The organism is Citrobacter sp. Cpo069, assembly GCF_030332785.1.
Taxonomy (GTDB): Bacteria; Pseudomonadota; Gammaproteobacteria; order Enterobacterales; family Enterobacteriaceae; genus Citrobacter; species Citrobacter portucalensis.
In genome coordinates, this window is record NZ_JAOWHD010000046.1 from 59,973 (window position 1) to 84,308 (window position 24,336).

Annotated in this window: 24 protein-coding genes; 17 read left to right on the top strand and 7 right to left on the bottom strand. The window is 53.9% G+C overall.

Translation table 11 applies throughout. The features are described from left to right. Positions 1-67 precede the first annotated feature (67 nt). From ibpB to OGY08_RS09910, 5 genes are all read left to right on the top strand, one after another. The gene (gene ibpB, locus OGY08_RS09890) at positions 68-496 is read left to right on the top strand and encodes a small heat shock chaperone IbpB (protein WP_125363076.1); all 429 of its coding nucleotides are present in this window, start codon (positions 68-70) and stop codon (positions 494-496) included. A gap of 123 nt (positions 497-619) precedes the next feature. After that, positions 620-2,281, top strand: a complete 1,662-nt coding sequence (locus OGY08_RS09895) for a putative transporter (RefSeq protein ID WP_048237049.1) — start codon at positions 620-622, stop codon at positions 2,279-2,281. Positions 2,282-2,466: 185 nt separating this feature from the next. Next, the gene (locus OGY08_RS09900) at positions 2,467-2,814 is read left to right on the top strand and encodes a YidH family protein (protein ID WP_003023888.1); all 348 of its coding nucleotides are present in this window, start codon (positions 2,467-2,469) and stop codon (positions 2,812-2,814) included. Further along, positions 2,804-3,166, top strand: coding sequence for a DUF202 domain-containing protein (locus OGY08_RS09905; RefSeq protein ID WP_079934376.1), 363 nt, complete (start codon positions 2,804-2,806; stop codon positions 3,164-3,166). The genes OGY08_RS09900 and OGY08_RS09905 overlap by 11 nt, the downstream gene beginning before the upstream one ends. A 14-nt stretch (positions 3,167-3,180) precedes the next feature. Next, entirely contained in the window at positions 3,181-3,693 is a 513-nt protein-coding gene (locus OGY08_RS09910) for a radical SAM protein (RefSeq protein WP_003827104.1), read from the top strand. 12 nt (positions 3,694-3,705) lie between these two features. Here the strand turns inward: OGY08_RS09910 and dsdA are convergent, their stop codons facing one another. Both dsdA and dsdX read right to left on the bottom strand, forming a co-directional pair. Then, positions 3,706-5,028 (bottom strand): D-serine ammonia-lyase, encoded by a 1,323-nt coding sequence (gene dsdA / locus OGY08_RS09915; RefSeq protein ID WP_003827105.1) that lies wholly within the window; start codon positions 5,026-5,028, stop codon positions 3,706-3,708. A gap of 17 nt (positions 5,029-5,045) precedes the next feature. After that, entirely contained in the window at positions 5,046-6,383 is a 1,338-nt protein-coding gene (gene dsdX, locus OGY08_RS09920; RefSeq protein ID WP_003827107.1) for a D-serine transporter DsdX, read from the bottom strand. A 229-nt stretch (positions 6,384-6,612) separates the two neighbouring features. Here dsdX and dsdC point away from each other — a divergent pair, with 229 nt between their 5' ends. Both dsdC and OGY08_RS09930 read left to right on the top strand, forming a co-directional pair. Beyond that, on the top strand, positions 6,613-7,539 hold the full coding sequence (gene dsdC / locus OGY08_RS09925; RefSeq protein ID WP_057067116.1) for a DNA-binding transcriptional regulator DsdC: 927 nt from the start codon (positions 6,613-6,615) through the stop codon (positions 7,537-7,539). 78 nt (positions 7,540-7,617) lie between these two features. After that, complete coding sequence (locus tag OGY08_RS09930) at positions 7,618-8,700, top strand: cellulase family glycosylhydrolase (RefSeq protein ID WP_125363090.1); 1,083 nt, start codon at positions 7,618-7,620, stop codon at positions 8,698-8,700. On the opposite strand, the gene emrD is transcribed toward OGY08_RS09930, so the two are convergent. The 3 genes from emrD to tisB form a co-directional block, all read right to left on the bottom strand. Beyond that, complete coding sequence (gene emrD / locus OGY08_RS09935; RefSeq protein WP_032934162.1) at positions 8,627-9,811, bottom strand: multidrug efflux MFS transporter EmrD; 1,185 nt, start codon at positions 9,809-9,811, stop codon at positions 8,627-8,629. The two genes, OGY08_RS09930 and emrD, sit on opposite strands and share 74 nt — an antisense overlap. A 191-nt stretch (positions 9,812-10,002) precedes the next feature. Next, positions 10,003-10,836, bottom strand: a complete 834-nt coding sequence (locus OGY08_RS09940) for an EamA family transporter (protein ID WP_125363074.1) — start codon at positions 10,834-10,836, stop codon at positions 10,003-10,005. Positions 10,837-10,959: 123 nt separating this feature from the next. Further along, positions 10,960-11,049, bottom strand: a complete 90-nt coding sequence (gene tisB, locus OGY08_RS09945) for a type I toxin-antitoxin system toxin TisB (protein WP_003023909.1) — start codon at positions 11,047-11,049, stop codon at positions 10,960-10,962. A 522-nt stretch (positions 11,050-11,571) separates the two neighbouring features. Here tisB and ivbL point away from each other — a divergent pair. The 3 genes from ivbL (at position 11,572) to ilvN (ending at position 13,760) form a co-directional block, all read left to right on the top strand. Then, positions 11,572-11,670 (top strand): ilvB operon leader peptide IvbL, encoded by a 99-nt coding sequence (ivbL, locus tag OGY08_RS09950; RefSeq protein WP_003827118.1) that lies wholly within the window; start codon positions 11,572-11,574, stop codon positions 11,668-11,670. Between the two features lie 107 nt (positions 11,671-11,777). Continuing rightward, complete coding sequence (ilvB, locus tag OGY08_RS09955) at positions 11,778-13,466, top strand: acetolactate synthase large subunit (RefSeq protein WP_048215245.1); 1,689 nt, start codon at positions 11,778-11,780, stop codon at positions 13,464-13,466. Positions 13,467-13,469: 3 nt separating this feature from the next. Continuing rightward, entirely contained in the window at positions 13,470-13,760 is a 291-nt protein-coding gene (ilvN, locus tag OGY08_RS09960; protein WP_003023914.1) for an acetolactate synthase small subunit, read from the top strand. A gap of 1 nt (position 13,761) precedes the next feature. Here ilvN and OGY08_RS09965 read toward each other — a convergent pair whose 3' ends face one another. After that, positions 13,762-14,547: a DeoR family transcriptional regulator gene (locus tag OGY08_RS09965; protein WP_003827122.1), complete on the bottom strand. Its 786-nt coding sequence runs from the start codon at positions 14,545-14,547 to the stop codon at positions 13,762-13,764. Between the two features lie 324 nt (positions 14,548-14,871). Here OGY08_RS09965 and rbsK point away from each other — a divergent pair, with 324 nt between their 5' ends. The 7 genes from rbsK to uhpT all read left to right on the top strand — a co-directional run bounded on the left by rbsK (position 14,872) and on the right by uhpT (position 23,279). Then, positions 14,872-15,792 (top strand): ribokinase, encoded by a 921-nt coding sequence (gene rbsK / locus OGY08_RS09970; protein ID WP_003827124.1) that lies wholly within the window; start codon positions 14,872-14,874, stop codon positions 15,790-15,792. A gap of 27 nt (positions 15,793-15,819) precedes the next feature. Further along, positions 15,820-17,136: an L-fucose:H+ symporter permease gene (gene fucP, locus OGY08_RS09975; protein WP_003827126.1), complete on the top strand. Its 1,317-nt coding sequence runs from the start codon at positions 15,820-15,822 to the stop codon at positions 17,134-17,136. 11 nt (positions 17,137-17,147) lie between these two features. Then, on the top strand, positions 17,148-18,161 hold the full coding sequence (locus OGY08_RS09980) for an aldose 1-epimerase family protein (protein ID WP_048215247.1): 1,014 nt from the start codon (positions 17,148-17,150) through the stop codon (positions 18,159-18,161). A gap of 153 nt (positions 18,162-18,314) precedes the next feature. Further along, a complete protein-coding gene (uhpA, locus tag OGY08_RS09985; RefSeq protein ID WP_003023923.1) occupies positions 18,315-18,908 on the top strand; it encodes a response regulator transcription factor UhpA in 594 nt (197 codons plus the stop codon). Next, on the top strand, positions 18,905-20,407 hold the full coding sequence (gene uhpB, locus OGY08_RS09990) for a signal transduction histidine-protein kinase/phosphatase UhpB (RefSeq protein ID WP_286565871.1): 1,503 nt from the start codon (positions 18,905-18,907) through the stop codon (positions 20,405-20,407). The genes uhpA and uhpB overlap by 4 nt, the downstream gene beginning before the upstream one ends. Before the next feature lie 9 nt (positions 20,408-20,416). Next, entirely contained in the window at positions 20,417-21,745 is a 1,329-nt protein-coding gene (locus OGY08_RS09995) for an MFS transporter (protein ID WP_125363073.1), read from the top strand. A gap of 142 nt (positions 21,746-21,887) precedes the next feature. Further along, the gene (gene uhpT, locus OGY08_RS10000) at positions 21,888-23,279 is read left to right on the top strand and encodes a hexose-6-phosphate:phosphate antiporter UhpT (RefSeq protein WP_125363072.1); all 1,392 of its coding nucleotides are present in this window, start codon (positions 21,888-21,890) and stop codon (positions 23,277-23,279) included. 47 nt (positions 23,280-23,326) lie between these two features. On the opposite strand, the gene OGY08_RS10005 is transcribed toward uhpT, so the two are convergent. Then, complete coding sequence (locus tag OGY08_RS10005) at positions 23,327-24,232, bottom strand: LysR family transcriptional regulator (RefSeq protein WP_125363071.1); 906 nt, start codon at positions 24,230-24,232, stop codon at positions 23,327-23,329. Positions 24,233-24,336: the final 104 nt, after the last annotated feature.

Genomic DNA, 24,336 nt, shown 5'->3' on the forward strand with positions numbered 1-24,336 from the left:
TGCTAAGTCATCGGCTTGCCGTCAGGGAGCCGAAAGGTACCTGCTCGCTTCTTAGAAGGAGATTATTATGCGTAACTACGATTTATCCCCACTGCTGCGTCAATGGATCGGTTTTGACAAACTGGCCAATGCCTTGCAAAACACCGGTGAAAGCCAGAGCTTCCCGCCTTATAACATCGAAAAGAGCGATGATAACCACTACCGCATTACCCTTGCGTTAGCCGGTTTCCGCCAGGAAGATCTGGATATTCAACTGGAAGGCACGCGCCTGACCGTGAAAGGTACGCCGCAGCAGCCGGAAAAAGAGACCAAATGGTTGCATCAGGGGCTGGTCACTCAGCCGTTCAGCCTGAGCTTTACGCTGGCTGAAAATATGGAGGTCTCCGGCGCAAGCTTCACTAACGGCTTGCTGCATATTGATTTGACCCGGAATGAACCTGAAACCATTGCTCCACAACGTATCGCCATCAGCGAACGTTCTGCATTAGATAGTTAAATAGCTCCATGCCTTTGCCCCGCCAGAAATGACGGGGCTTTTTTGTGCTTTACCACCCATACATTGCGACTGTACTCTGCGAGAATCCATTTACTTAATGATGTTATTCACAGGGAACAGGATATGAGTGATATAGCATTGACGGTCAGCGTTCTGGCATTAGTGGCAGTTGTCGGGTTATGGATCGGCAACATAAAAATACGTGGTGTGGGTTTTGGCATTGGAGGCGTGCTGTTCGGCGGTATTATCGTCGGGCATTTTGTCGATCAGGCAGGGATGACCCTGAGCGGCGACATGCTGCATTTTATTCAGGAATTTGGCCTGATTCTTTTCGTCTACACCATTGGTATTCAGGTGGGGCCGGGCTTTTTTGCTTCTCTGCGCGTTTCGGGCCTGCGGCTGAATCTGTTTGCTGTGCTGATTGTCATCATGGGTGGCCTGGTCACCGCGATCCTGCATAAGATTTTTGCCATTCCTCTCCCTGTGGTGCTGGGAATATTCTCTGGAGCGGTCACCAATACCCCGGCGTTAGGTGCGGGGCAGCAAATTCTGCGCGATTTAGGTACGCCTGGCGATGTGGTTGACCAGATGGGGATGAGCTATGCCATGGCTTATCCTTTCGGCATCTGCGGAATTTTACTGACCATGTGGCTGATGCGCCTTATTTTCCGCGTTAACGTCGATGCTGAAGCCCAGCAGCATGAATCCACGCTGACCAACGGGCACGCACTGATTCAGACGATGAACATCCGCGTGGAAAACCCAAACATCAACAATATGGCGATTCAGGATGTCCCGATTCTGAACAGCGACAAAATCATCTGCTCGCGTCTGAAACGTGACGAGACATTGATGGTGCCGTCGCCAGGGACGGTTATACAGATGGGCGACCTACTACACCTGGTCGGGCAGCCAGCTGACCTGCATAACGCGCAGGTGGTGATTGGGCAGGAGGTAGACACATCGCTGTCTACGCGAGGTACCGATTTACGCGTAGAACGCGTTGTGGTGACCAACGAGCAGGTGCTGGGTAAACGTATCCGCGACCTGCACTTTAAAGAACGTTACGACGTGGTGATTTCCCGCCTGAACCGTGCGGGTGTTGAGCTGGTAGCCAGCAGTGACGCCAGCCTGCAATTCGGGGATATCCTCAATCTGGTGGGACGTCCTTCGTCCATTGATGCCGTTGCCAATGTTGTGGGTAACGCGCAGCAAAAACTGCAGCAGGTGCAGATGCTGCCGGTATTTATCGGTATCGGGCTGGGGGTTCTACTGGGTTCAATCCCGCTATTCATCCCGGGGTTCCCGGTGGCGTTAAAACTGGGTCTGGCCGGTGGACCGCTGATTATGGCCCTGATCCTGGGGCGTATTGGTAGCATCGGTAAGCTGTACTGGTTTATGCCTCCCAGCGCTAACCTGGCGTTGCGAGAGTTGGGTATCGTGCTGTTTCTTGCAGTGGTGGGACTGAAGTCAGGCGGTGATTTTGTCGATACCCTAACACAGGGAGATGGTCTGAGCTGGGTGGGCTACGGTATTTTCATTACCGCGATTCCGCTCATTACCGTGGGCTTGCTGGCGCGAATCTTTGCCAAAATGAACTATCTGACGCTGTGCGGCATGTTGGCTGGCTCAATGACCGATCCCCCGGCTCTGGCGTTTGCTAATAACCTGCATGCCACCAGCGGGGCGGCTGCGCTCTCCTACGCAACCGTTTATCCGCTGGTCATGTTCTTGAGGATTATCACCCCGCAACTGTTGGCGGTGCTCTTCTGGGGATTAGGTTAAAACTGACTTATCCGGCCTGCATCTCCTGTAGGCCGGATAAAACGCAACTCTCCATCCGGCATTACAAACACCCTCTCTCTTTCCCATTGTCTCATCACCCGACTCGCCCTCTCGTTTGAGAATCAGGTTCATACTCCTTAACTGTTCCGGTATAACGACCAGACAACAATATTTAAGGAGCTGTCATGAAGATTTCTCGCCTTGGAGAAGCACCGGATTATCGCTTCTCGCTGGCAAATGAGCGTACTTTTCTGGCGTGGATCCGCACCGCGCTCGGATTTCTGGCGGCGGGGGTTGGCCTTGATCAACTGGCCCCGGATTTTGCCACGCCGGTCATCCGTGAGGCGCTTGCCTTGTTGCTGTGTCTGTTTGCCGGCGGTCTGGCGATCTACGGCTACCTGCGCTGGCTACGTAACGAAAAGGCGATGCGACTGAAAGAGGACTTGCCCTACACCCACAGCCTGCTGATTATCAGCGTCATGCTGACTATTGTGGCGGTGATTGTCATGACGCTGGTGCTGTATGCCGGATAGCCGCAAATCCCGACGCATCGCTGACCCGGGGTTACAACCGGAGCGGACTTCACTGGCCTGGTTTCGCACGTTGTTGGGCTATGGCGCGTTAATGGCGCTGGCGATTAAGCACAACTGGCACCAGGCGGGAGTGTTGTTCTGGATATCGGTAGTTGTGCTGGCGATAGTGGCGATTATCCTCTGGCACTACACCCGCAGCCGTAATCTGATGGATGTGAGTCATAGCGATTTTTCTGAATCTCGCGCGGTGCGTGACAAATTTATGATCTCCCTCGCGGTGTTATCCCTCGCAATGCTGTTTGCTGTAACGCATGTTCGCCAACTTATCGTATTTATCGGGAATTTTGCATGACAGGATGTGAGAACATGGATGTTAGTGATGATGTTTTAAACGTGGTGATTGACCATCAGAAGTGTTTACAACCGGTTGAAGTGTACCGTGGTTTGCAACAAGGAAATGTTCGCCTGGTACAATTTATTCCGCTGGTTAAGCACGATGGTTCAGGTCATCTGACAGACGAATCGGTTACGTCTGAGGCATGGGGCCGATTTTTAATTACGATATTTGATATCTGGGTACGTGAAGATATTAATCAGATATCTATCCAGCTTTTCGATAAAACGCTTCGCCAGTGGTGTGGTCTGACGGCACAGATTGAACGACAGACCATGTCATCAATGAATACGCGTTGCCAGACATGCTCATTGTTTCAATATTACCACGGTGATTGTCCTGCGTACTGCGAGGAAAATGGAAAGGGCGTGCTGTGTGCAGGCTATCAGGCTTTCTTCAGCCATACCGCGCCGCATATGCGCGTGATGCGTGACCTGCTTAAGCAGCATCGCTCACCGATGGAGCTGATGGCGATGCTGCGTTAAGCTCAGCTGTATTTAACGTCCTTTGGCCAGATACTGCGCCATTTCATCTTCCGGGACCATTCCACCGCCGGTCGCCCACACCAGGTGGGTGGCGTTATTGAGCTGATCCGCGCTGAAGCCGTGCATGTGCTGATAGTCAGCAGAGGCGCAAACGTGTTGCGGACCGGCCATCCCTGCCAGCGCTGACGGTTCGAGGCGAATACCTTCTTCCTGCGCCAGCCAGCCCAGCATATCGTACATCGTCTGATCGTCCAGAGTGTACAGACCGTCGAGCAGACGTTCCATTGCCCGGCCAACAAAGCCAGACGCACGGCCGACAGCCAGCCCATCAGCCGCCGTCAGGTTGTCGATGCCAATATCCTGCACGGAAATCGTATCGTGCAGTCCGGTATAAATCCCCAGCAGCATGCACGGTGAATGGGTTGGTTCTGCGAAGAAGCAGTGCACGTTATCGCCAAACGCCAGCTTCAGGCCAAACGCCACGCCGCCAGGGCCACCGCCGACGCCGCATGGTAGGTAAACAAACAGTGGATGGTCTGCATCCACCACGCGCCCCTGCTGGGCAAACTGCGCCTTTAAGCGCTGTCCGGCCACCGCATAGCCTAAAAACAGCGTGCGGGAATTTTCATCATCGATAAAGAAGCAGTTTGGATCGGACTCCGCCGCCTTACGGCCCTGTTCAACCGCCACGCCGTAATCTTCTTCATACTCCACGACCGTCACACCGTGACTGCGCAGTTTGGCTTTTTTCCATGCGCGGGCGTCGGCCGACATATGCACCGTCACCTTAAAGCCGATACGGGCGCTCATAATGCCAATCGACATGCCGAGATTACCGGTGGAGCCTACTGCGATGCTGTACTGGCTAAAGAACTGTTTGAATTCGGGCGAAAGCAGAACGCTGTAATCGTCTTGTGTGGTCAGCAGACCGGCTTCCAGCGCCAGTTTTTCCGCGTGGGTCAGTACTTCATAAATGCCACCACGGGCTTTAATCGAGCCAGAAATTGGCAGGTGACTGTCTTTCTTCAGCAGAATTTCACCATTGATGCGCTGCCCGTACTCTTTCTCCAGCCGCTTTTGCATGGCCGGAATCGCGGCCAGCTCAGATTCAATAATGCCGCCGGTGGCCGCGGTTTCCGGGAATGCCTTTGCCAGGTACGGCGCAAAGCGCGTCAGACGGGCGTGAGCATCCTGAACATCGTGTTCAGTCAGGCCAACATACGGTAAACCTTCCGCAAGAGAGGTGGTGCCAGGGTTAAACCAGGTTGTCTCCTTGAGAGCAACCAGATCTTCCACTAAAGGATACTGGGCGATAAGTGTTTGAATGTTTTCCATAGTCAGTCTCTTTGCGCTTAGATAATAAAGGAAAGCAGGAATGTGCAAGCCAGTGCAATCACGGACGCGATAAATGTCGCGGTCGTATAGTATTTAAACGTTTCATTCAGGGTGGCACCGCAGTATTGCTTCACCAGCCAGAAGAGGGAATCGGTAACGATCGTGCAGCCAATAGCGCCGGAACCGATAGCAATGGCGATGATCTCCGGGCTGACGTTGGGATAGAGCGGCAGCATCGGTGCAACGATTGCCGTGGCGCCCATCATTGCCACCGTGGCGGAACCCACCGCAGCATGCAGGATTAACGCCACCAGCCACGCCAGCAGAATCGGGTGCATATGCATGTTCGAGAGGATCAGCGCAAGAGTATCCGCCAGCCCACTGCTCTTGAGGATAGCGTTGAATGCGCCGCCTGCGCCGATAATCAACAGAATGTTAGCTATGGAGCCAAAACCGTTTTCAGTGTGGGTCAGCAACGTACCCATACCGATGTGCTGACGCAGGCCGAGAATGTAATAGGCAACGAAAACGGCAATAAACATCGCGGTGATCGGGTTACCAATAAACTCCAGCAGCGTATATACCGTGCTGCCTTTCGCCATGTTCAGCTCAGCGACGGTTTTTACCAGCATCAGGCCAATCGGCAGCAGAACGGTAAACAGCGTAGCACCCAGCGACGGCAGCGTACTTTCGTCACGCACTTTAAGGTCAGAAAACTCAGCCGGAACCGGTTTAAACGGCAGACGGTTACCCAGGAATTTCAGGTACAGAGGACCGCCGATCAGCGAGGCCATCAAGCCGACCAGTAAGCCGTAGACAATCACGGTGCCAATGTCTGCGCCCAGCTTGTTCGCCACGAACAGGGCAGCCGGATGCGGTGGTACCACGCAGTGCACCGCCATCAGCGCCGTACACAGCGGAATCGCCAGCTTCAGTAATGAAGTATTGGTTTTCTTGGCAATTGAAAAGGCCAGTGGAATCAACAGCACCACGCCGACTTCAACAAACAGCGTGATCCCGCAAATCAGCCCAACCAGAACCATAATGACGTCGGCGGATAGCCAGCGGCAGCGCTGCAGCGTCAGGCCAATGCGTTCGGCTGCGCCGGACACTTCCATCATTTTGCCCAGAATGGTCCCAAGGCCGATAACCGCGGCGAGGAAGCCCAGCGTACCGCCGATGCCACTCTCAATGGCATTGACCATATCCAACGGCCCCATGCCCATCATCGTACCCACGAAGAAGCTGGCTAACAGCAGCGCCAGAAACGGGTGGAATTTGAACTTCACGATGGTCAAAACGATTAACACGATGCTTATCAGCAGCGTGCTCACAACCCAGATTTGAGAGTGCATAACTCACCTTGCCCTGTGATTAATATAGGGTTATTGGACAAAAATAAGGCATGGTCTGACAAACGATATAAATCCCCATTCACATGAGCCAGATTGCATCAAATGAGTGATTTATGTCTAATTGCGCTTTGTTTATGCGATATGGTTCACTCTGATTCACCTTTGAGCTGATTTTTACAGCGAACTTTTTTACACTCCAGCGTATGAATCAGAAGGAAAGGAGGTGAGAATGGATCCCCTACGCGAAGTCAGAAACCGGCTGCTCAACGGCTGGCAGCTGTCAAAGCTGTATACTTTTGAAGTGGCGGCCCGGCATCAGTCGTTTGCGCTGGCGGCAGACGAGCTGTCATTGAGCCCCAGCGCCGTCAGCCATCGCATAAATCAGCTTGAAGATGAGCTTGGTATCCAATTATTTGTTCGTTCTCATCGCAAAGTGGAACTCACTCATGAGGGTAAGCGGGTATTTTGGGCGCTGAAGTCGTCGCTGGACACGCTTAACCAGGAGATTCTTGATATTAAGAATCAGGAGCTCTCGGGGACGCTCACCGTCTACTCACGGCCTTCTATCGCCCAGTGCTGGCTGGTTCCGGCGCTCGGCGACTTTACCCGTCGCTACCCGTCAATTTCGCTAACCATGTTGACCGGGAACGACAACGTCAATCTACAGCGTGCGGGTATCGATCTCGCCATCTATTTTGACGATGCACCCTCCGCGCAACTCACGCATCACTTCCTGATGGATGAAGAGATCCTGCCGGTGTGCAGCCCGGACTACGCCCGCCGCCATGACCTTACCGGTTCGCTGGTGAATTTGCCGCACTGTACGTTGCTGCACGACAGACAGGCGTGGAGTAACGATTCCGGGACCGATGAGTGGCACAGTTGGGCGCAGAATTTTGCGGCGAATTTGCCGACATCGTCGGGGATTGGTTTTGATCGTTCTGATTTAGCAGTGATTGCGGCAATGAACCATATCGGCGTAGCGATGGGCCGAAAACGGCTGGTGCAAAAACGCCTCGACAGCGGAGAATTGATTGCGCCTTTTGGCGATATGGCGCTGAAATGTCATCAGCATTACTACATCACCACGCTGCCCGGCAGGCAGTGGCCGAAAATCGAGGCGTTTATTGGCTGGCTACAGGAGCAGGTTAAATAAGCGGGTCGCGAATATTTTTTACGCTTTCGCTCTACACGGAAAGTGAAAAAGCGTGCTAAATACGTGATATCACTCCTGATGATTTGCGTAAGGACGACCGTGTTAAAGCCGATTGTTTCCCTTTTACTGTTGGCCAGCGCCACCGTGTGTGCCGCGCAACCTGTGTTGACGGCGGCGCAGTATGTGCAGCAGCTTGGGGTTGGGATGAACGTAGATTGGGCGCGTACCGATCGGGGCATCCGTGAATTCGATCCGCTGGTGGTGCGGGATTATAAGGCGAAAGGGGTGACCCACGTGCGCATTCGCGTGGCGGGTGAGCCTACGGAGGCGCGGCTCATTCATCTGCGCAAGCTGGTGGAAGCCTGCGAGCAGTATGGCGTGATCCCGATAATCGCCTATCAGGCTGACGAGTATAAAAAAGACCCCAGTGCCAGTAACGAAAAAGAGGTGGTTAACTGGTGGGTGGCAGTGGCGCATTACTTTGGTCAAAGTTCGCCGTGGCTGGGTTTCGACCTGATTTATGAACCTGCCGATAAGCTCAACCATAATCAGGCGTCGCTCAATAGGGTGTATGACAAAACCATCCGTACCATCCATGCCATCGATCCACAGCGAATGATATTTATCGCGCCGAAACTGCATGCCGCTCCGGAAGATTTGCCCAACCTAAAGTTGCCGCCGCAAAGTCAGAATACCGTGCTGGCCCAATGGCATATTTTCCCGTGGGGGCCGCTGAAAAATAACGGTAAATACCCGTGGACCTCAGGGACAGCGGCAGAAAAGGCCGCCATTCGCGCCCGTATCAATACCGCCATTCACTGGCAGCAGAAAACCGGTCATGTTAGTTGGGTAGGAGGCTGGTCGCCGGGAGAAACTATCAGGAATGCGCCTTCTGCCTCGCAAATGGCGTTTGCCCGCTTTATGGCTTGCGAGCTGAAGAAAGCGAAAATTCCCTATGCTATCAATGCGGATACGCAGTTCTATGATGGTGAGGAAGGGGCATGGAGACCGGCGCTGGAGCCGTTGTTGAATACCATGATTGCCCCTGAGTGTGAAAAGCCCGGCGAGAAGCCGGGCCATCATACGCTTAAACCGCCTGTCCCTGATGCGACACGCGTGACGCCAGCGGAAGCCAGCAAACAAAAATCAACAGCCCCATAAGGGTCATCAGCAGGCCCAGACTGGCTTGCCCGGTCTGCGGCAGCATGGCAGAGAACCACGCCAGCACGCCGGAACCAATGTTCTGTAATCCACCAACCAGCGCACCAGCAGTACCGGCCAGGAACGGGAAAGGCTCCATTGCGCCGCTGGTTGCCAGCGGAAACAGCATCCCGGCGCCGAAGAAAAACAGTGCGGCGGGAACCAGCAGCGTCCAGACGTTCATCACGTCGAACAGACCAGGGATCCACATCATCAAACCGGCGACCAGACAGCAGATAACTGACTGCCACATTAGCGTCGAGAAACGCTTATTCGGGCGACCGGCGAACCAGGCACCAAAAAACGCCGCCGGAATGGGCAGAATAAACAGGATACTGACCACCATGCTGCTTAAGCCGAGACGCGCGCCTAACAACACCCCGGAACAGGCTTCGAAGACCGCAACGCCCGCCAGGCCGCCGATCAGCATCAGCACGTAACAGGTGAAAGAGCTGTTGCCAAACAGCGTTTTGTAGCTGGCGATAAGCCGTGGACGCGGCGCACCTGCGGGGCGCGTTTCCGGCATCCAGCGCGCCATGCTAAACGTGACGCCTGCACACAGCACCAGCAGGAAGATGTAACAGGCTCGCCAGTTCCACAGGGTATCCAGCATACCGCCAATCAGCGGTGCCAGCAGTGGGCTGACAAGAATCCCCATGTTTAACAGGCTATTAGCGTGGCGTAACTGCGTGCCTTCATACAAATCGCGCGGTAACGTTCGCGCCATCACACCGCCGACGCCCGTTCCCATCCCCTGTATTGCGCTGGCGATAATCAATACCGTCAGGCTGTGGGTGGTTATGGCGACCAGCGTAGCCAGCATAAAAATGGACATCCCGGCGAGGATCACCGGGCGGCGGCCAACGCGATCGGAAAGTGGGCCGTAAATCAGTTGTGACAGGCCGTAGGTCAACAGATAGGCGGCCATCACGCTTTGCACCGCCCCTTCGCGAACGTTCAGCTCACGCGCCATATCAGCAATCGCGGGGATATAAATGGTTTGCGCCATCTGACCTACCGCCACCAGTAATACCAACATCAACAACAAATTGACGCTTCTATGCCTTTTCATTTCGCTGATTACTTTTCAAAAAGTGAAAAAATAAGAATAAGGTGCTGCACTTTCCCGTAAATGCGCGTGGAATCTACCACAACAGAAAAAGAAGGCCAGATAGTGGGCTGGAATGTTTAAACGATGAACGGCAGGAAATGTAAACAAAAAGCGGCAACAAATGTTGCCGGATTGCATCGGGTTTACAGAGGTCATGATAAGCGTAGCAAAACTGCGCCTATGGCAATGCTTCCAGCCGCAACAAGACGTATTCCGGCAACCTTCTCTTTCAGTAGCAGCCACGCGAGCAGCGCGCCAAACAGGATGGAAGTTTCACGCAGCGCAGCGACTACCGCCAACGGAGCCTGAGTCATGGCCCACAGCGCCAGACCGTAAGAACCCATTGTGCCAATCCCGCCAAGAATACCTTTCTTCCACTGCTGTACCAGATAGCGCGACGCTTCCCGGCGTCGGGCAATCATCGCCCAGCCCAGCAGGCAGGAGCCGTTCAGAAAGAAGGTCCACAGCGTATAACCCAGCGCGGTTTCTGATAAACGTACGCCGGTGCCATCAACCAGCGTATATCCGGCGATAAAGCAGGCGTTAATGAGCGCCAGCACGATCCCGCGTTGCGAGCTGCTGCGTCCGTTAAACGCCATGCCGAGGATCGCCAGACAGATCGTGGCAATCCCCACCCAGGCTAGAACAGAGAGGCTATCGCCAAGAAACAGGACGCTGATAATTGCGACCAGTAGTGGCGCTGTGCCGCGCATTAACGGATAGGTCTGGCTCATATCCGAAACCTGATAGGTTTTGGCGACCAGGACGGTATATACAATTTGCAACGCAGTTGAGACGGCTAAAAACGGCAGGCTGGCGGCGGAAGGTTGCGGCGCAAAGGGTAAGCAAATCAATGCCATAATTGCAGCAGAACCGCTGACACCGATCGCTGAGTACAGTTTATCGTTTCCAGCTTTAACAATGGCATTCCAGCTGGCATGCAGCAGCGCGGCGAACAGCAAAATGCAGAAAACAGAAAGCGTCATGGTGGAATTCTTCCCTGAGAATGTCATAAAAACGTAACATATTGGCGCGACACAAGCACCAGGGAGAAGGTGAAAGGGGAGCGGAGTGTTACCCGCCCCCCTTAGGTGCGACTTGAATCCGAATTACTTAACGTATTTCAGAACAGCATCAAGTAGTTGCAGTGCTGCAACAATGAGTTTGAGGATAAGAATAGCGATATCCACGAGGCTCATACGCTCTCCTTTTGGTACAAGGAGCACGGTGCTGACGTACCTCGCCGCTGCCTGTTGCCAGCACCTTTGTTGACATAACACAGTGTGCTCACACGGGGGTTAAGGCGCTGACGGCACCACCCGTTTCAGCCAGGACTTTGATGCGCCGGTTTACGATGCGGCCCCCGCATAACACATTGCGTACCGAGACATTATAGATAAATACTGTATAAATTAACAGTATTTTATGGACGTTACGCTATTCATGTTCCATACTCAAAACCATCAAAATTCGTGCCGAAATTGCGTGTTCTTCGCAGAACGCGTATACTTTTTTCGTTGACATAACACAGTGTGTTCGGCGGCTACCAACCGCACAGCACTGAAAAAAACCTCGCTCCGGCGGGGTTTTTTGTTTTTCAGCAATGCACAACGAAATGTGATCGTTGACGCATTTTTATGCAGATGAAAATTTTTCCATTGTCACGCTGAAAAACCTGTGTTTGTATAAATCCAGTTAATCAACAAACAGACAGGTCCCTAATGAACCCTTCCATGCTGACTGCGACCCTACTAAAAACTGCGCCATCTCGCGCAGCGGTCGTCGTGCGTGTGGTGGTGGTCGTCGGCAATGCGCCGTAGGGTCTGAATCAACACACGATTCCAAAACCCCGCCGGCGCAAACCGGGCGGGGTTTTTCGTTTCAGAGACCTGCCCGGAGCAAAGGCCCAGAATAAAAGGACTGGAGCATGGCAAGTTCGGGCATAACATCCAAGCGTACGCGTTTTACGGGCGCAGAATTCATCGTTCATTTCCTGGAACGCCAGGGAATTCAGGTTGTTACCGGTATTCCCGGCGGATCGATTCTTCCCGTCTATGACGCCTTAAGTCAAAGCACGCAAATCCGTCATATCCTGGCGCGCCACGAGCAAGGAGCAGGGTTTATCGCGCAGGGAATGGCGAGAACCGATGGCAAACCCGCCGTCTGTATGGCCTGCAGCGGACCGGGCGCAACCAATCTGGTGACCGCCATTGCTGATGCGCGTCTGGATTCCATCCCGCTGGTGTGTATCACCGGGCAGGTTCCGGCCTCAATGATAGGCACCGACGCCTTCCAGGAAGTCGACACCTACGGCATCTCTATCCCCATCACTAAGCACAACTATCTGGTCCGCCATATCAGTGAATTACCGCAGGTCATGAGCGATGCGTTCCGCATTGCGCAGTCCGGACGTCCAGGCCCGGTGTGGATAGACATTCCTAAGGATATTCAAACCGCCGTTTTTGACATTGAAGAGATGCCGGAGCCTGCGCAGAAAATGGCGGCACCAGCGTTCAGCCAGGACAGCATTCGCGATGCCGCAGCCATGATTAACGCCGCACAGCGTCCGGTGCTGTACCTTGGCGGCGGCGTGATTAACGCACCTGAGCGCGTACGTGAACTGGCGGAAAAAGCGATGCTGCCCACCACTATGACCTTAATGGCGCTCGGTATGTTGCCGAAAGCGCATCCGCTGTCGTTAGGCATGCTGGGCATGCACGGCGCGCGTAGCACTAACTTTATTCTGCAAGAAGCGGATTTATTGATTGTTCTGGGCGCACGTTTTGATGACCGGGCGATTGGTAAAACGGAGCAGTTCTGCCCGAACGCCAAAATCATTCACGTGGACATCGACCGCGCGGAGCTGGGTAAAATCAAACAACCGCACGTGGCGATTCAGGCGGATGTCGATGAGGTTCTGGCACAATTGATCCCATTAATTGACGCGCAGCCGCGAGAGTCGTGGCATCAAACGGTGGCCGATTTACAACGTGAATTCCCTTGCACTATTCCGCAGGAAAGCGACCCGCTCAGCCACTATGGATTGATCAACGCCGTGGCTGCCTGCGTGGATGACAGCGCCATTATCACCACCGATGTAGGCCAGCATCAGATGTGGGCGGCACAGGCTTACCCGCTGAATCGTCCGCGTCAGTGGCTGACCTCCGGCGGTCTGGGAACTATGGGCTTTGGCCTGCCAGCGGCAATTGGCGCGGCGCTGGCCAATCCAGACAAGAAAGTGCTGTGCTTCTCCGGCGACGGCAGCCTGATGATGAATATTCAGGAAATGGCGACAGCCAGCGAAAATCAGCTGGATATTAAAATCATCCTGATGAATAACGAAGCGTTGGGTCTGGTGTATCAGCAGCAGAGTCTGTTCTATAAGCAGGGTGTTTTTGCCGCGACCTATCCGGGGATGATTAACTTTATGCAGATAGCCGCCGGGTTTGGTCTCGAAACCTGCGATCTGAATAACGAAGCGGACCCACAGGCAGCGTTGCAGGAGATTATTAATCGTCCTGGGCCTGCGCTGATTCACGTGCGCATCGATGCCGAACAAAAAGTGTACCCGATGGTGCCGCCGGGTGCGGCAAACACAGAAATGGTGGGGGAATAAGCCATGCAACAGCAGACACATGACAACGTAATCCTGGAACTCACCGTACGCAACCATCCGGGCGTAATGACTCACGTTTGCGGGCTGTTCGCCCGCCGCGCGTTCAACGTAGAAGGCATTCTCTGTCTACCGATTCAGGACAGCGATAAGAGCCGCATCTGGCTACTGGTCAACGACGATCAACGTCTTGAGCAGATGATAAGCCAGATCGACAAGCTGGAAGATGTGGTGAAAGTGGCCCGCAACCAGTCCGATCCGTCGATGTTTAACAAAATTACCGTGTTCTTTGAGTGAGTTAGTCGCCGTCTGAATCCGGGGTGATCACTTTTACAGAGCCGTTCCGGCAGTGGGTTGCGTAATCTGCCGGTAACGGACGGTCGCTTATCAGTACGTCAAAGGTGGAGAGTGGACCAATGCTGGCGGGGGCGACCTCATCGAACAGGGCGTGGCGCGTCAGCAGAATTTTGCGTAATCCGCGTTCCATCGCTTTGCGTTTTGTGGCCAGATCGTCCGGATTGAACCAGCTAACGCCGAAATGCTCATGGACTCCGCTGGCGGAGATAAAGACTTTCCGTGGGTTGAGTGCATCCAGCGGGGAGGGATTGCTGGTGTCGTAAAAGGCGTCACTTTTCGCCCGGTAGGTCCCCCCGCAAAGAATCGCTGTGGCGTTGGGCTTTTCATTTAGTGCTACGAACACCCGGTGCGAGTAGCAAATCCCGGTAAAGGAAATATCGTCCGGGATCATGCTGACCACCAACGGCATTTCCGCACCATTATCAAAAAAGACCAGATCATTTTCACTCACCAGCCCCGCAGCCAGAATGGCAACCGGTAAATCGTCGCGGTGATACTGTTTTTGCGCGGGGAGTGGCGCGTTAACGATGGCAGCAGGTTTGTTCACCATCACAATGTAACCACCGAGCAGCGTGAGTGGTAACGGTTCGTCATCCTGACTGAGATCCCGACGAATAGTCATCACGGAAACTTCCAGCATTCGTGCCGCCTCTTTCAGATGGATTCGGTCGGTCTTCTTCAACAATTCCATCAGACGTCGAATACGTTCTTTTTGCTTAGTTTCCATGTGCTTCTCCACGAATCATGTTCCCATGTTCCTTCAGTAACATTTTTGTGTTTCTGAGAACATGACATTGCCGCATTACTATACGTCTGACTATCCGGAAATAAAAGCGTGTTTTTTCACGTTTTATTGATTATATCCAGTTAATTTTCAGTCAATTGTAAGCAACTTTATCATTTGTATTGTGATGTGGGAGTAACATTTAGTGCAATAAATAAACAATAAAATGATCTTCCAATCGCGATCCTAGTCACAAATGATACGAAAGTAACATGATAATGTTATTTTAATATCATTGTTGTGTGATTGTTTCTGAGAGGTAGTAAAATGGATATCGCGGTTATTGGCTCCAACATGGTGGATCTCATCACCTACATCAACCAGATGCCCAAAGAAGGGGAAACGCTGGAAGCACCGGCGTTCAAAATTGGCTGCGGGGGCAAAGGCGCAAATCAGGCCGTTGCGGCCGCTAAGCTCAATTCCAAAGTGCTGATGCTGACAAAAGTCGGTGATGATATTTTTGCGGATAACACTATTCGCAATCTCGAATCCTGGGGAATTAATACTACCTATGTCGAAAAGGTACCCTGCACCAGCAGCGGTGTCGCACCGATCTTTGTTAATGCGAACTCCAGCAACAGTATTCTGATTATTAAAGGAGCGAACAAATTTCTCTCCCCGGAAGATATCGATCGTGCGGCGGAAGATCTGAAAAAATGTCAGCTTATTGTCCTGCAACTGGAGGTGCAGCTGGAAACCGTTTATCACGCGATTGAATTTGGCAAAAAACACGGTATTGAAGTGTTACTAAATCCCGCCCCTGCATTACGGGAATTAGATATGTCTTATGCCTGTAAATGTGATTTTTTTGTGCCGAATGAAACCGAGCTGGAAATATTAACCGGTATGCCAGTGGATACTTATGACCATATTCGCGCAGCAGCACGTTCTCTGGTTGATAAAGGTCTGAACAATATTATCGTCACCATGGGTGAGAAAGGTGCGCTGTGGATGACGCGTGACCAGGAAGTCCATGTTCCAGCGTTTAAAGTGAACGCTGTCGATACCAGTGGTGCAGGCGACGCTTTCATCGGTTGTTTTGCTCACTATTACGTTCAAAGCGGTGATGTGGAAGCCGCCATGAAAAAAGCCGCTCTCTTCGCTGCTTTCAGCGTTACCGGGAAAGGCACTCAATCATCTTATCCAAGCATCGAACAATTTAATGAGTTTCTTACCTTAAACGAATAATACTCCTGCACTGTAAAAGGTAGCACTATGAACGATAAAAACATCATTCAGATGCCTGACGGCTATTTGAATAAGACCCCTCTGTTCCAGTTTATTTTGTTATCCTGTTTATTCCCGTTATGGGGATGCGCAGCCGCATTAAATGATATTCTGATTACGCAATTCAAAAGCGTATTTTCACTCAGCAACTTTGCCTCGGCATTAGTTCAGAGTGCCTTTTATGGCGGTTATTTTTTAATTGCGATTCCAGCATCTCTGGTGATTAAAAAGACCAGTTATAAAGTCGCCATCTTAATGGGGCTGACCCTTTATATCGTTGGGTGTACGCTCTTTTTCCCGGCATCGCACATGGCCACCTACACCATGTTCCTTGCGGCGATTTTCGCGATTGCGATTGGTCTGAGCTTCCTGGAAACAGCAGCCAACACCTACAGCTCAATGATCGGCCCAAAAGCGTATGCCACTTTACGCCTGAACATCAGTCAGACTTTTTATCCTATTGGTGCGGCTGCTGGCATTCTGCTAGGTAAATATCTGGTCTTCTCTGAAGGTGAAAGCCTGGAAAAACAGATGGCCGGGATGAACGCTGAGCAGATCCATAACTTTAAAGTGTTGATGCTGGAAAATACCCTTGAGCCATACAAGTACATGATTATGGTACTGGTTGTGGTGATGGTGTTATTCCTGCTGACTCGCTTCCCGACATGTAAAGTCGCGCAAACCACGAGTCATAAACGCCCGTCAGCGATGGATACACTGCGTTATCTGGCCAGCAATGCCCGTTTCCGTCGTGGAATTGTGGCGCAATTTCTTTATGTGGGGATGCAGGTCGCGGTGTGGTCATTCACCATCCGTCTGGCACTGGAATTAGGTGATATCAACGAGCGCGACGCCTCAACCTTCATGGTCTATAGCTTCGCCTGCTTCTTTATCGGCAAGTTTATCGCCAACATTTTGATGACGCGCTTCAATCCGGAAAAAGTGCTGATTCTCTATTCCATTATTGGTGCGCTGTTCCTCGTCTATGTTGCACTGGCGCCAAGCTTCAGCGCTGTGTATGTCGCAGTGCTGGTGAGTGTCCTGTTTGGACCCTGCTGGGCGACAATCTATGCGGGTACGCTTGATACCGTGGATAACGAGCATACCGAAATGGCGGGTGCCGTCATTGTCATGGCGATTGTCGGTGCTGCGGTGGTTCCTGCGATTCAGGGCTATGTGGCCGATATGTTCCATTCATTGCAACTCTCGTTCCTGGTCTCCATGCTGTGCTTCGTGTACGTCGGTATCTACTTCTGGCGTGAAAGCAAAGTGCGCAACAACCTGGCTGAAGCGACCGTTTCCTGAGGAGAGCGATCATGACAACACGTATAACGCTGTGGCGAGAACTCTTTGCAGAGCATCCGCGAATCTTACTGAAGAATAACGACTTTACGGTTACCGCATTTCGTTACGCCAGCGGAGTGGAAGGGCTGAAGGTAGAAAACAGTCGTGGACATCTGGTTATTCTGCCCTGGATGGGGCAGATGATCTGGGATGCTCAGTTTGATGGCCATGACCTGACCATGCGCAACATGTTCAGTCAGCCGAAACCGGCGGCGGAAGTGGTGGCGACCTACGGCTGTTTTGCCTTCCACTCAGGTCTGTTGGCAAATGGCTGCCCATCACCAGAGGATTCACATCCTTTGCACGGTGAAATGGCTTGTGCCGCGATGGATGAAGCCTGGCTGGAGCTGGAGGGTGAGAATTTGCGCGTGGCTGGACGCTATGAGTATGTGATGGGGTTCGGTCATCATTATCAGGCGCATCCTGCGGTGGTAATGCACAAAGCGAGCGCGCTGTTTGATATTCAGATGGCGGTTACCAACCTCGCCTCAGTGGCAATGCCGTTGCAGTACATGTGCCATATGAACTATGCCTACGTACCGGAAGCTACCTTCAGCCAGAATATTCCGGATGAGGCCATGAAGCTGCGTGAGTCGATACCCGCGCATGTTAAGCCGACTGAGCAGTGGCTGGCGTTTAATCAGCGGATTGTACAGGGCGAGGCTTCTCTGGCGCGGCTCAATGAACCCCATTTTTACGATCCGGAAATTGTCTTCTTTGCTGACCAACTGGACAGGTACACTGATAAGCCAGAATTTAGCATGATCGCGCCTGATGGCACCACGTTCGTTACGCGTTTCTCCAGCACGGAGCTGAATTATGTGACGCGTTGGATCCTCTACAACGGCGATCAACAGGTTGCGGCATTCGCCTTGCCTGCAACCTGTCGACCTGAAGGATTCCTGGCAGCACAACGCAATGGCACCTTGATTGAAATAGAACCGCAGCACACCCGGACATTTACAGTCACAACTGGCATAGCCTGATCGCTCAAGGCTTGAACACCAAAGCACTTATCGTTAAGGTAAGCGCTTTTGCTGGGTGGCGGCATTAATGCCTTATCCGGCCTACAACGGCACCCGCCCGTAGGCCTGATAAGCGTAGCGCCATCAGGCATGCCTTAGCGCCAGGATGAACCCATGATTACCGTTGCCCTTATTGACGACCACCTCATCGTCCGCTCCGGCTTTGCCCAACTGCTGGGGCTGGAACCTGATTTGCAGGTGGTCGCTGAGTTTGGCTCAGGCAGTGAGGCGCTGGCGGGATTACCGGGACGCGGCGTGCAGGTGTGTATCTGCGATATCTCTATGCCTGATATCTCTGGTCTTGAACTGTTAAGCCAGTTGCCAAAAGGAATGGCGATTATCATGCTCTCTGTCCACGACAGCCCGGCGCTGGTGGAGCAGGCGCTCAACGCGGGCGCGCGTGGTTTCCTTTCTAAACGCTGCAGCCCGGATGAGCTGATCGCGGCGGTGCATACCGTAGCGACCGGAGGCTGTTACCTGACGCCGGACATCGCCGTCAAACTGGCTGCCGGTCGTCAGGATCCGCTCACCAAACGCGAACGTCAGGTGGCGGAAAAACTGGCGCAAGGTATGGCGGTCAAAGAGATTGCCGCTGAACTGGGTCTGTCGCCGAAAACGGTGCACGTGCATCGCGCTAACCTGATGGAAAAGCTGGGCGTCAGCAACGACGTCGAACTGGCCCGCCGGATGTTTGACGGCTGGCAATGAACACGTTCTGTTCCCGGTTAATCACCGTTGTTGCCTGCTTCTTTATCTTCTCTGCCGCGTGGTTTTGCCTGTGGAGCATCAGCCTGCATCTGGTTGAGCGCCCGGAGCTAGCGGTACTGCTGTTTCCGTTTGGCCTGCGTCTGGGGTTGATGCTGCAATGTCCGCGCGGCTACTGGCCGGTGCTGCTGGGCGCGGAATGGCTGCTTCTTTTCTGGCTGGCGCAGGAAGTGGCGCTGGTCCATTTACCACTTTTGATGATCGGCAGCTTCCTCACGTTACTCCCGGTGATGTTGATTTCGCGATACCGCCATCAGCGCGACTGGCGCACGCTGCTGTTGCAGGGCGCGGCGCTCACGGCGGCGGCGCTGCTGCAATCGCTGCCCTGGCTTGGGCAAGGTGAAGAGGCGTGGAACGCGCTGTTGCTGACGCTCACCGGCGGATTAACGCTGGCGCCGATCTGCCTGGTGTTCTGGCACTATCTGACCAGCACGACCTGGCTGCCGCTGGGCCCGGCGGTGGTGTCGCAGCCGGTGAACTGGCGCGGGCGGTATCTGGTCTGGTACCTGCTGCTGTTTAGCGTCAGCCTGTGGCTACAGCTCGGTTTACCCGCCGAACTTTCGCGCTTCACGCCGTTTTGCCTCGCGTTGCCGATCATTGCGCTGGCCTGGCACTACGGCTGGCAAGGGGCACTGATTGCGACGCTGATGAACGCCATCGCGCTGATTGCCAGCCAGACCTGGCACGATCATCCCGTCGATCTGTTGCTCTCGCTGCTGGTGCAAAGTCTGACCGGGCTGCTGCTCGGTGCGGGTATTCAGCGTCTGCGCGAACTTAACCAGTCGCTGCAAAATGAATTAGCACGCAACCATCGTCTGGCGGAACGCCTGCTGGAAACCGAAGAGAGCGTGCGCCGGGATGTGGCGCGCGAACTGCACGATGATATCGGCCAGACCATCACCGCCATTCGCACCCAGGCGGGTATTGTTCAGCGGCTGGCGCCAGAAAACGCAGGGGTGAAGCGCAGCGGGGCGCACATCGAACAACTTTCTCTCGGCGTGTACGATTCGGTGCGTCGCCTGTTAGGCCGTCTGCGACCACGTCAACTGGACGATCTCACGCTGGAGCAGGCCATCCGCTCACTGATGCGCGAAATGGAGCTGGAAAGTCGCGGTATCGTCAGCCATCTCGACTGGCGAATTGATGAATCTGCACTTAGCGAAAGCCAGCGGGTGACGCTGTTTCGCGTCTGTCAGGAAGGGCTGAACAACATCGTTAAGCACGCCAACGCCAGCGCGGTGACGCTTCAGGGCTGGCAACAGGATGAACGGCTAATGCTGGTGATTGAGGACGACGGCAGCGGCCTGCCGCCTGGGTCGAATCAACAGGGATTTGGCCTCACTGGGATGCGTGAACGGATTAGCGCCCTCGGCGGATCGCTCTCGATTTCCTGTACGCACGGTACGCGGGTCAGCGTGTCGTTACCCCAGCGATATGTGTAAGGCGCGGTCATGTTTTCGTTTTTAAAAGCTCCGGCCAGTGCGCCGCTCATTACTGATAAGCGTGAAGTGGATGCCCTCTACCGCTACTGGCGGCGGCATATCCTGACCACCATCTGGCTCGGCTACGCGCTGTTCTATTTCACACGCAAGAGCTTCAATGCCGCCGTACCGGATATCCTCACCAGCGGCGTGCTGACTCGCAGCGACATTGGGCTGCTGGCGACGCTGTTTTACATCACCTACGGCCTGTCGAAGTTTGTTTCCGGTATCGTCAGCGACCGATCCAACGCTCGCTATTTTATGGGCATCGGACTGATTGCCACCGGCGTGGTAAACATTCTGTTTGGATTCTCCACCTCGCTATGGGCCTTTGCGGTGCTGTGGGCGCTGAACGCCTTTTTCCAGGGCTGGGGATCGCCGGTCTGCGCGCGTTTATTGACCGCGTGGTATTCGCGTACTGAACGCGGCGGCTGGTGGGCGCTGTGGAACACCGCGCACAACGTCGGCGGGGCGCTGATCCCTATCGTGATGGCGGCGACAGCGCTGCACTACGGCTGGCGCGCCGGGATGATGATCGCCGGGATGCTGGCGATTGTGGTGGGGATTTTTCTCTGCTGGCGGCTGCGCGACAGGCCGCAGGCGATTGGTCTGCCGCCAATTGGCGACTGGCGGCATGATGAACTGGAAATTGCCCAACAGCAGGAAGGTGCTGGGCTGAGCCGCAAAGAGATCCTCACCCGCTATGTGCTGCTGAATCCTTATATCTGGCTGCTGTCACTGTGTTATGTGCTGGTGTACGTGGTCCGTGCCGCGATTAACGACTGGGGCAATCTGTACATGTCGGAGACGCTCGGCGTGGATCTGGTGACCGCCAATACCGCCGTGACCATGTTCGAACTGGGCGGCTTCATCGGCGCGTTGGTCGCGGGCTGGGGCTCGGACAAGCTGTTTAACGGCAACCGCGGTCCAATGAACCTGATTTTCGCCGCCGGAATTTTGCTCTCCGTTGGCTCGCTGTGGCTAATGCCGTTCGCCAGCTATGTGATGCAGGCCGCGTGCTTCTTCACCACCGGATTCTTCGTCTTCGGCCCGCAGATGCTGATCGGCATGGCGGCGGCGGAGTGTTCGCACAAAGAGGCGGCGGGCGCGGCAACCGGATTTGTCGGGCTGTTTGCTTATCTGGGGGCATCGCTCTCCGGCTGGCCGCTGGCGAAGGTGATGGAGGTCTGGCACTGGACCGGATTCTTTGTGGTGATCGCTATTGCGGCGGGAATTTCCGCGCTGCTGCTGCTGCCGTTTTTAAACGCCCAGGCTCCGCGCGAACTCAACGAAGCGTGATGTACCTCACCTTTTTGCCCCGAGTGGAGCAAAACTAAGAAATTTTCCCGGTTTCACCTGGACGCTGTCTCAGGCGCGTCTTCCGGCTGATTTTTACAATGCCTGCTATTCGCAGGTATAAAAATTAGCTCGGGAGTGTCAAATGCTGGCCTTTCTAAACCAGGTGCGCAAGCCGACCCTGGATCTGCCGCTCGATGTGCGGCGCAAAATGTGGTTCAAACCATTCATGCAGTCCTATCTGGTGGTCTTTATCGGCTACCTGACCATGTACCTGATCCGCAAAAACTTCAACATCGCGCAGAATGACATGATCTCCACCTACGGGCTGAGCATGACGCAGCTGGGGATGATTGGCCTGGGCTTCTCCATCACCTACGGCGTGGGTAAAACGCTGGTTTCCTACTACGCGGATGGCAAAAACACCAAGCAGTTTCTGCCGTTTATGCTGATCCTCTCCGCCATCTGTATGCTCGGCTTCAGCGCCAGCATGGGCGCGGGTTCAACCAGCCTGTTTTTGATGATCGCCTTCTACGCGCTGAGCGGTTTCTTCCAGAGTACTGGCGGCTCATGTAGCTATTCCACCATTACTAAATGGACGCCGCGTCGCAAACGGGGTTCTTACCTCGGCATGTGGAATATCTCCCACAACCTCGGCGGTGCGGGTGCGGCGGGCGTGGCGCTGTTTGGCGCTAACTATCTGTTCGACGGTCACGTCATCGGTATGTTTATCTTCCCGTCGATTATTGCTCTGATTGTCGGCTTTATCGGCCTGCGCTACGGCAGCGACTCCCCGGAATCTTATGGCCTCGGTAAAGCCGAAGAGCTGTTCGGTGAGGAGATCAGCGAAGAAGACAAAGAAACCGAAGAAAACGAGATGACCAAATGGCAGATCTTTGTTGAGTACGTGCTGAAAAACAAAGTGATCTGGCTGTTATGTTTCTCGAACATCTTCCTGTACGTAGTGCGTATCGGTATCGACCAGTGGTCCACCGTCTACGCTTTCCAGGAGCTGAAGCTCTCCAAAGAAGTGGCGATTCAGGGCTTTACCCTGTTTGAAGTGGGCGCGCTGGTTGGCACGCTGATGTGGGGTTGGCTCTCCGACCTGGCTAACGGTCGTCGTGCGCTGGTGGCCTGTGTAGCGCTGGCGTTGATTATCGCCACCCTGGGCGTTTATCAGCACGCCAGCAACCAGTACGTTTATCTGGCTTCGCTGTTTGCGCTGGGCTTCCTGGTGTTTGGCCCGCAGCTGTTAATCGGCGTTGCGGCAGTCGGATTTGTACCGAAAAAAGCGATCGGCGCAGCCGATGGGATTAAAGGCACTTTCGCTTATCTGATTGGTGACAGCTTCGCCAAGCTCGGTCTGGGGATGATTGCCGACGGCACGCCGATTTTCGGGCTGACCGGCTGGGCAGGCACCTTTGCTGCGCTGGATACCGCCGCCATTGGCTGTATCTGCCTGATGGCCATCGTGGCCGTGTTTGAAGAACGTAAAATTCGCCGCGAGAAAAAGATTCAACAATTGAAAGTAGCTTAAGTTAAGTGTGCATTGGTAACTTTTGCCCGCCTTAATGGCGGGCTTTTTTATGCTCTCAACTGGCTGGTTTCATGTACCAGATTGCGCAGCCACTGATGAGCGGCATCGCGGTGCGTGCGTTCATGCCAGGCCATGCTTTTTGTAAAACCGGTTATGGGTAGCGGGGGCGGTAAAACGTGCATACGGGTGTCGTCATACGCCAGACGGGCAGGAACAACGGCAATCATATCGCTGATAGCGAGGATGTCCGGCAATACCAGGAAGCTGCTAACTGACAAACCAATCTGCCGTTGGCGTCCGACGCTTGCCAGTGCCTCATCGGTGACGCCCCAGAAACTTTCACCCTCATAAGAAACCAGCACATGCTCCAGCGCGCAGAAGCGATCGAGCGTCAGCGGTTGCCCCGCATCAGGATGCGCATGACGCATGAGACAAACGTACTCTTCATCATATAACGCCCGGCTGTGCAGGTTGCCGGGCGTGGAATCCGGCGTCAGCAATGCCAGGTCGATTTTCCCCTGCTCAAACTGTGTGGTGAGCAGCACTGGCTCAACCGGGATCACTCGTACACTAATGCCCGGTGCGCGCACGCGAAGCGCGGCAATAAATGGCACGATAACCGCTTTGAGCGCGTAATCCGTAGCGGCGACGGTAAAGGTGAGCGCTGCGGTGAGCGGGTCAAACTGTGTCGGTTTAAGCAGTATATCGATATCGCTGAGGATCTGTTTGACCGGGGCGGCCAACTGTTGGGCACGCAGCGTCGGAACAATGCCATGCGGTGTGCGACTAAACAGCGGATCGTCAAAATAGTCGCGCAGGCGGTTGAGCATACCGCTTACCGCAGGCTGAGTGAGCGACAGCCGCTGCGCCGCCCGGGTTACGCTGCGTTCATCCAGCAGGGCATCCAGCGTTTTTAACAGATTGAGATCGAGCGTTCTGATATCAGATTTCATGATGTCTGCCTGCGAGTTCGATAAGTCACATTATGACACGTTCAGTCGTCGACAGAGGTGAATTTGCCGCTATGATGGGCGTCCTGTCTGGTAATGGATGTGCG